Genomic DNA, 6246 nt, shown 5'->3' on the forward strand with positions numbered 1-6246 from the left:
GCGGCTCGTCCGCTCCGCATCGCGAGCATCCGGCGGGTGCGCGCGGTCCGCTCGGCGAGTGTGCGCGGTTCGGCGCAACGGGGTCACCCCTCGGCGTCGTCCGGCTTGCCCTCCGGCGTGGCGTCTGGAGCGGGCGCGGGCTTGGACCACGGCCACCTGGGCCGGCGGCCGGCCTGCCCCGTCGGGTCGTGGAGGTACTTCCACCCCCGGTGCAGACCGGTCCGCGAGCTCCGGCCCCGGGGCACCCGCCGGTAGACCAGCACGGTGGGGGGGCCGCCGTCCGGTGCCGGGACGGGGATGCGGTACGTCTTGGGCGGGTGCCCGGTGATGCCCAGCAGCACGGGCAGGACGCGCCCGTCCATGGGCCCGCCCTCGAAGGGGGTGTTTTCGCTCTTCACCCCACCAGTCTCGGCCACCGGGCACCGGCGCGCGGAACCGGCCGCGGTACGCCCCCGGCGCCGGGCGGTCAGAGGTCCTCGGCCAGCACCCGCACCAGCGCGTCGGTCTGCGCGTCGCGCCGCGCGGTCACCGCCAGCACCGCCACGAACTGCTCCACGAGCCAGTCCCGCAGCTCCTCCAGCGGCGGCTGTTTGTGCTCGTCGAGCCAGATCAGCGAGGCCGCCTCCACGGCGGTGATCCACATCCGGATCGTCATCCGCAGCCGGGGGCCGGGCTCGGTGACCGCGAGATGGCTGAGGATGTGCTCGGCGGCGGCCCGGCGCACACCGTCCACGATGGCGGTCGTCCGGGAGGTCTCCACCACGCTCCCGCCCTGGAGCAGCGCGCTGAACCCGGCGTCGTGCTGGTCGACGAACGCGAGATAGCGGTCGACCGCCCGGGACAGCCGGGGGAGCAGCGGACCCTCGTGCGGCTCGTCGAAGCAGGTCCGCAGCTCGTCGGCGGCGGACATCAGGGCAGCCTCGTACAACTGCTGCTTGCCGCCGGGGAAGTACCGGTAGACCAGCGGCCGTGACACGCCGGCCGCCTCCGCCACGTCGTCCAGGGACACGTCCTCCGGGGCGCTGTGGGCGAAGAGGGACAGCGCGGCCTCGAGCAGCTGGCTGCGGCGTTCCTCGACACTGAGCCGCCGGTAGGCGGGGGTGGGGGCCTGCGGGGTCATGCCCGCAGGGTAACCGCCCGCCCCGCTACGCGAGCAGCCCCGACGACTTCCACAGCCGCCGTCCGACGCCCCGCAGCACACCGATGTCGTCGAGGAAGTCCGTGAGCCGCTTCGACCCCTGCTGCATCACGTCCCGCCGGTGCCCGCTCGCCCGGACCTGGGCGACGGCCTCCCGCCGGTCCAGACCGACGTTCGTGTACACCTCGGGGTTCACGAACGCCACCGAGAACACCCGGGCGAACTCCCCCGAGGTGAGCCGGGTGAACTCCTGCGACCACTTCGGGGCGGTCACCATCTGGCGCCGCAGCTCCTCACGGGCGTAGCGCACATGCCGCGCCTCCTCGACGACATGGATGCGCGTGACGCCCCGGATCAGCGGCTGGACGCGCTCGTCCGGGAAGGTCAGCCGCTGCATCCAGTCCAGGACCTCCTCGCCGAGCAGGGTGGCCGTGAAGGAGCCGGGGGTGGTGGAGATCGTCTTGAACAGCCGGCCCAGGTTCTGGTGGACCCGGCTCACCGGGTACCAGGGTGTGCCACCGCGGCTGATCACCCGCGCGAACATCTTCGAGTGCCGGCACTCGTCCTCGATCTCGGTGAGGGCGTACCGCACATGCGCGCTCGTCGCCGCCTTGTCGTAGATGTGCCGCACCAGCAGCTGCATCAGGATCAGCTCGAACCAGATGCCCAGCGAGGCCAGCGCCGCCGCCTCGTGCTGCGAGAGCAGGATGCGCTGCTCCTCGCTCATCCGCTTCCACAACGGGGTGTCGTACAGCGACACCAGCTCCGGCGGCCAGAACCACTTGCCCTCCTCGAAGGGCGCCTCCCAGTCCAGCTCCTTGTCCGGGTCGAAGGAGTGCTTGGCCGAGGAGTCGAGCAGTCGCTGGGCCACCTGCTCCCGGTCCTTGAGCAGCCCGAGCGCGTCCCGCAGACCGTCAAGGGCTTCGGTTTCCGACAGGGTCGTCATGGCGGCTCCAGCTTATGGGGCGTCCGGGTTACCGGCGGGTCACCCCTTATGAGACTGCGTGTCAGCAAGCTCGTCAATCCCTGCGACCCGACTTTCTTGAAGTCCCCCTAGACCGAACACCCCAGCCCCTCCGGCACCTCCCCGGCCAGCGGCTCCGCACCGCCCGGCGGGAACGAGGTGCGCAGGGTGAACGCGTACGGCGTCGGACCGTTGGCCCGCAGATGGAGGAGGCGGGACTCGGCCTCCGCCACCGTGGGGCGGTGCCCGGCGGGGACCCACCACAGGGCCACCATCGCCTCCTCCACACGCTCGAACCTCCCCCACTGCCTCAAAGGCGTGGGGGGACCCCCACCCTGCGCCGCGCCAGCATCTCCCGGTGCCGTCCCTGGTACATGAAGGCCGTCAGGGCGTCGGTGTCACGCCACACCGACATGTTGATGATCAGCCAGGAGTCGCCGAACACGGAGATGTCCGTCGCGTCGCCCTCCTCGCTCTGCAACCGCCAGACAAAACCACCGGCGGCCTCGGCGTCCGCGTTCACCGGGTCGAGGTTGTCGACGAAGTCCTTCAACTGCGGAGAATCCAGAGGGGCCTTGAGACGGGCGATGTTCACCTGGGCGAGTTCGTACGCGGTCTCGGTCATGGACCGGACGTTAGGTAGGGAACGGAGCACTCCGGCACCCCCGTCTCACCAAATGGGCCTCCGGGGCCCCTACTTCAGCACCGCCTCCATCACCGCCCGCGCGATCGGCGCCGCCGTACCGCCCCCGCTGATCTCCCGCCGGTTCGCCGCCGCGTCCTCCACCACCACCGCCACGGCCACCTTCGCCTCGATGTCCTCCCTGCCCTGCGCCCAGGAGATGAACCAGGCATACGGCGTACCGGAGTTGCCGAGCCCGTGCTGGGCCGTACCCGTCTTGCCGCCGACCACGGCCCCGCGGATCGCGGCCTTCTTGCCGGTGCCCTTCTCCACCACGCCCCGCATCAGCTCCCGCAACCGCATCGCCGTCGCCGGATCCATGGCCCGCCGCACCGGACGGGAACCGGCCGTGGACACCGTGCCACCGCCCGCCCGGGTGGTCCGCTCCACCAGATACGGCTCCCGCACCTGCCCCCCAGCCCCCACGGCCGCCGCGACCATCGCCATCTGCAGCGGTGTCGCCCGGGTGTTGTACTGCCCGATCGACGACAGCGCGAGCTGCGCCCGGTCCACCGAGGTGTCGAAGGTGCTGGGCGCCACCCGGAACGGAATCCGTACGTCCATGTCGTTGAAACCGAACCGTTCGGCCGTCGCCCGCATCTTCGCCACGCCCGTGGACACCCCCAGCTTGGCGAACACCGTGTTGCACGACCGCACGAACGCCTCCCGCACCGTCGCGTCCTTACAGCCCTTGGACCCGTCGATCAGCCGGGTCGTCGTACCCGGCAGCGTGTACGGGTCGGGCGAGTCGGTCGGTTTGTCCAGGCCTTTCACCACGCCCGCGTCCAGCGCCGCCGCCGCCGTGACCACCTTGAACGTCGACCCCGGCGGGTACGTCCGCTGCACCGCCCGGTTCAGCATCGGCCGGTCCGGGTCGGCGTTCAGCCGCGCCCAGGCCTCCCGCGCCGTCCTGCCGTTCCCGGACAGCAGCGCTGGCTCGTACGACGGGACGGACACCAGCGCCAGGACCTTGCCGGTCGACGGCTCGATGGCCGCCACCGCCCCCTTCCGCGAGCGCAGTCCCTCGTACGCCGCGCGCTGCGCCGCCGGGTCGATCGTGGTCACCACGTGTCCACCCGCATTGCGGGAGCGGGTGAACTCGTTCCACAGCGGCAGAGGCGCGAGCAGCGGCGTGGCGCCGGACAGCAGCCCGTCCTCCGTGCGCTCCAGCAGCGTCGTGCCGTACTCCTGCGAGGCGAAGCCGGTCACCGGCGCGTACAACGGCCCGTCGCGGTACGTCCGTTCGTAGCGCAGATGCTCGCCCGTGTCCCGCGAGCCGGTGACCGGCCGCCCGCCGACCAGGATGTCCCCGCGCGGCTGCTGATAGCGGGAGATGACGTCGCGGCGGTTGGCCGGGTTCGCCTGGTACGCCTCGGCGTGCAGGACCTGCACACGGGCGGCGTTGACGAGCAGCGCGACCAGCAGCAGGGCGCAGAACAGCGCGGCGTGCCGGATATGACGGGTCACCGGGCGGCACCCCCGGCCCGCTGCCGTCGCGCCCTGTCGCTCAGCCGGACCAGCAGCGCCACGATCGTCCAGTTGGTCACCACCGACGAACCGCCCTGCGCCAGGAACGGCATCGCCATCCCGGTCAGCGGGATCAGCCCGGTCACCCCGCCCGCGATCACGAACACCTGGAGCGCCACGAGCGACGCGAGACCGACGGCGAGCAGCCGCCCGAACGGGTCGCGCAGGGCGAGGCCCGCCCGGTAACCGCGCTCCACCAGCAGCCCGTAAAGCAGGAAGATGGCGGACAGCCCGGCCAGGCCCAGCTCCTCACCGGCCGTCGCCAGGATGAAGTCGGACTTGACCGCGAACCCGATGAGCACGGAGTGCCCGAGCCCCAGCCCGGTGCCGAGGATGCCGCCCTCCGCGAAGGCGAACAGGGACTGGGCCAGCTGGTTCGGTCCCTCACCCGCCTCGATGGAGGCGAAGGGGTGCAGCCAGGTCTCGATCCGGTGGTGCACATGCGGCTCCAGCCGGCCCACCGCCACCGCCCCCAGCGAGGCCAGCAGCAGCCCGACCGCGATCCAGCCGGTGCGCCCGGTGGCGACGTACAGCAGCACCACGAACAGCCCGAAGAACAGCAGCGACGTACCGAGATCCCGCTCCAGGACCAGTACGCCCACACTGACCAGCCAGACGGCGAGGATCGGTCCGAGCACCCGCCCGGTGGGCAGCTGCAGCCCCCACACCCGGCGGCCGGCGTAGGTGAGCGCGCTGCGGTTCGCGGCGAGGTACGCGGCGAAGAACACCGCCAGCAGCACCTTGGCGAACTCGCCCGGCTGGATGGAAAATCCGGCGATCTGAATCCAGAGGCGGGCCCCGTTCACCGCCGGGAAGAGGATCGGCGCCGTCAGCAGCACGAGCGCGACGGCGACACAGACATACGTGTAGCGCTGAAGCACCCGGTGGTCGCGCAGCACCAGGACCACCGCGGTGAACAGGGCCACGCCCAGCGTCGACCACACCAGCTGCGTCGGGGCGGCCGGTTCGCCCGGTGCCTCCAGATCGAGCCGGTAGATCAGCACCAGGCCGAGGCCGTTGAGCAGCACCCCGATGGGCAGCGGCAGCGGGTCGGCGTACGGGGCGCGCCAGCGCACGGCCAGATGCGCGACCAGGGCGAGCACACCAAGCCCGGCGCCGTAACCGGCGGCGCCGGGCGGGACGGTGCCGTTCCTGGCGAGGCCGACGGCGCAGTATCCGTACACCGACAGCAGGACGGCCAGGACGATCAGGGCAAGCTCGACGCCACGGCGCCGGGGGAGGCGGACGGCGGGCGTGAGCGGGTCCGCCGTCGCCAGGGTGGTACCGGCCTTACTCATGTCCGGAACTTACCCATATAGGGTCTGTGCGTTTCGCTTATCAGCACCAGCGTGGCGCGGGCCCGATGTTGTCGATGTGCGCGGCCGGACCCCAGGCCCAGGTGCCGTCCGTGAGCAGGTACCAGAGGGGGTTGCCGTTCACCCTGTCGCCGGGGACCTTGCAGAAGATCGAGACGACCTCCCCCCTGTGGGCGAACCGGATGATGCGCGCACCGCGGTTGGGCGCGGTGCGCAGGGCGAGCCTGTTCGCGGTGACGACACCCTTGAAGTCGCCCTGGTTGCGGCCGGCCTGCTGCTGGCGGCCGTCATTACCGCCCTGCTGACCGAAGCCACCGCCGTTGTTGTTGTTGCCGTTGCCGCCGAAGTTGTTTCCGCCGTTGTTGTTGCCGTTGCCGCCGCTGTTGTTGCCGTTCCCGCCGAAGTTGTTGTTTCCGCCGTTGTTGTTGCCGTTGCCGCCGAAGTTGTTGCCGTTACCACCGCTGTTGTGGCCGTTGTTGCCGCCGAAGTTGTTGGCGTTCCCGGCGTTGTTGTTGCCGTTGCCGCCGAAGTTGTTGTTTCCGCCGTTGTTGTTGCCGTTGCCGCCGAAGTTGTTGCCGTTACCACCGCTGTTGTGGCCGTTGTTGCCGCCGAAGTTGTT

General features: G+C 71.0%; 6 protein-coding genes and 1 pseudogene. All 7 read right to left on the bottom strand.

Annotated elements, in window-relative coordinates; translation table 11 throughout:
* Positions 1 to 83: 83 nt before the first annotated feature.
* Positions 84 to 398, bottom strand: coding sequence for a hypothetical protein (locus AB0L56_RS03630; protein WP_365418451.1), 315 nt, complete (start codon positions 396 to 398; stop codon positions 84 to 86).
* A gap of 68 nt (positions 399 to 466) precedes the next feature.
* The gene (locus AB0L56_RS03635; protein WP_365418454.1) at positions 467 to 1120 is read right to left on the bottom strand and encodes a helix-turn-helix domain-containing protein; all 654 of its coding nucleotides are present in this window, start codon (positions 1118 to 1120) and stop codon (positions 467 to 469) included.
* Positions 1121 to 1145: 25 nt separating this feature from the next.
* Positions 1146 to 2084, bottom strand: a complete 939-nt coding sequence (locus AB0L56_RS03640) for a diiron oxygenase (protein WP_361028935.1) — start codon at positions 2082 to 2084, stop codon at positions 1146 to 1148.
* A 107-nt stretch (positions 2085 to 2191) separates the two neighbouring features.
* Positions 2192 to 2727 (bottom strand): annotated as a pseudogene (locus AB0L56_RS03645) (DUF3291 domain-containing protein).
* A 69-nt stretch (positions 2728 to 2796) separates the two neighbouring features.
* Positions 2797 to 4251: a penicillin-binding transpeptidase domain-containing protein gene (locus tag AB0L56_RS03650; protein WP_365418456.1), complete on the bottom strand. Its 1455-nt coding sequence runs from the start codon at positions 4249 to 4251 to the stop codon at positions 2797 to 2799.
* Positions 4248 to 5609 carry an FtsW/RodA/SpoVE family cell cycle protein gene (locus tag AB0L56_RS03655; RefSeq protein WP_365418459.1) on the bottom strand — a complete coding sequence of 454 codons (1362 nt, stop codon included), beginning with the start codon at positions 5607 to 5609 and terminating at the stop codon, positions 4248 to 4250. Before AB0L56_RS03655 ends, AB0L56_RS03650 begins: the two co-directional genes overlap by 4 nt.
* A 40-nt stretch (positions 5610 to 5649) precedes the next feature.
* The coding region (locus tag AB0L56_RS03660; protein WP_365418462.1) for an SH3 domain-containing protein at positions 5650 to 6246 on the bottom strand (597 nt) is incomplete at its 5' end.

The organism is Streptomyces sp. NPDC052079 (assembly GCF_040680275.1).
Taxonomy (GTDB): domain Bacteria; phylum Actinomycetota; class Actinomycetes; order Streptomycetales; family Streptomycetaceae; genus Streptomyces.